1 protein-coding gene is annotated in these 1,689 nt (G+C 76.4%); it reads left to right on the top strand.

Annotated elements, in window-relative coordinates:
• The coding region (gene malQ, locus GT007_RS22050; RefSeq protein ID WP_160123819.1) for a 4-alpha-glucanotransferase at positions 1-1,551 on the top strand (1,551 nt) is incomplete at its 5' end.
• Positions 1,552-1,689 lie beyond the last annotated feature (138 nt).

Here is a 1,689-nt window from a genome sequence, read left to right as displayed (position 1 = left end):
CCGCGCCCGCCCGCCCCGGCCCCCGGCCTGTGCCACCCGCCGCCGGAGGGCCGGCGCTGGGCGCTGATGGCCCAGACCTTCGCCCTGCGCCACGCCGCCGACCAGGGCATCGGCGACTATACCGCGCTGGCGGAACTGGCCGCCCGCGCGCCGGGGGCGGCGCTGATCGGCCTCAGCCCGCCGCATGCGCTGATGCCGGTGGAGCGCGACCGCGCCAGCCCCTATCAGCCCTCGGACCGGCGCTTCCTGGAACCGGCCTTGCTGGACGTGGCGGCGCTGGCCCCGATGAGCGAGGGCGTGCGGGCCGCGCTGGCCGCCGCCGAGCCGGCCTTCGCCGCCCTGCGCGCGGGCGCGCTGGTGGACTACCCCGCCGTCTGGGCCGCCAAGCGCCCGGTGCTGCAGGCCGCCTTCCGCGCCAGCCCGGATGCGGGGCGGCAGGCCGATGCGGCGCTGGCCGATTTCGCGGCCTTCAACGCGCTGTCAGAGCAATTCGGGCCGCGCGCCGCTTGGCCCACGGGTTTCGCCCACCCCGCCGACACCGGCATGGCCGCCTTCCGCGCCCAGGCCGCCGAGGCCATCCGCTTCCACATCTTCCTGCAACAGCTCTGTGACCGGCAACTGGCCGGCGCGGCGGCGGCCGGGCCCGGCCTGTACCGCGACCTGGCGATCGGCGCCGCCCCCGATGGCGCGGAGGTCTGGTCTCAGCCCGGCGCCTTCCTGGCCGGCTTTTCCATCGGCGCGCCGCCCGACCCCTTCGCCGCCGGGGGGCAGGTCTGGGGCCTGCCGGTGCCCGCGCCGGACCGGGCGCCAGCCGCCCTCTCCGCGCTGCTGGCCGCCAACATGCGCCGCGCGCGGGCGCTGCGGCTGGACCACGCCATGGGGCTGGAGCGCCTGTTCGTGGTGCCCCAGGGCGCGCCCGCCAGCGCCGGTTGCTATCTGCGCTATGACGGCCCGGCCATGCTGACCACCGTCACCCAGGCCAGCCGCGCCGCCCGCTGCGCCGTGGTGGGAGAGGCGCTGGGCACCGTGCCGGACGGCTTCCCGGAGCGGCTGGCGGCCGCCGGGGTGCTGGCCTATCGCGTGCTGTGGTTCGAGCGCGAGGGCGATGCCTTCCGCCCGCCCGCCGAATGGCCCGCCTTCGCGGCCTGCTGTGTCTCCACCCACGACCTGCCGCCGCTGGCCGGCTGGTGGGAAGGCGCGGACATCGCCGAAGCCGCGGCGCTGGGCCTGCTGGATGCGGACGCCGCCCGCCGTGCCCGCGCCGCCGACCGCGCGGCCATCGCCGAGGCCTGCGGCGTGGCCGATGGGGCCTTCACCCCCGCCATCGCGGCGGCGGTGTACCGGCATGTGGCGGCCGCGCCCTCCGCGCTGATGCTGGTGCAGGCGGAGGATCTGGCGGGCGAGACCATCGGCGTGAACCTGCCCGGCACCGACCGCGAACGCCCCAACTGGCGCCGCCGGCTGCCGGTGGGGGCGGAGGGGCTGTTCGCCACGCCGCAGGCCCGCGCGATCGTGGCGGCGGTGGCGGAGAGAAGCGGGGATGGGGAATAGGCTCAGGGGCGTTGCCCTCTACAACCGTGAACCTTGGTAACAGTTTAGACCGGCAGCCTAGGTAACAGTGTTGCTACGACGTTCCGGGCTGGCTCGATCGAGCCAGCCCGGAACGGCGCAAGGTTCCGCTTTCGGCAT

Source organism: Rhodovarius lipocyclicus (genome assembly GCF_009900765.1).
In the GTDB taxonomy this organism is placed as follows: domain Bacteria; phylum Pseudomonadota; class Alphaproteobacteria; order Acetobacterales; family Acetobacteraceae; genus Rhodovarius; species Rhodovarius lipocyclicus.
The sequence above is the reverse complement of the archived record's forward strand: the minus strand, read 5'-3'. Positions and strand labels throughout refer to the sequence as shown.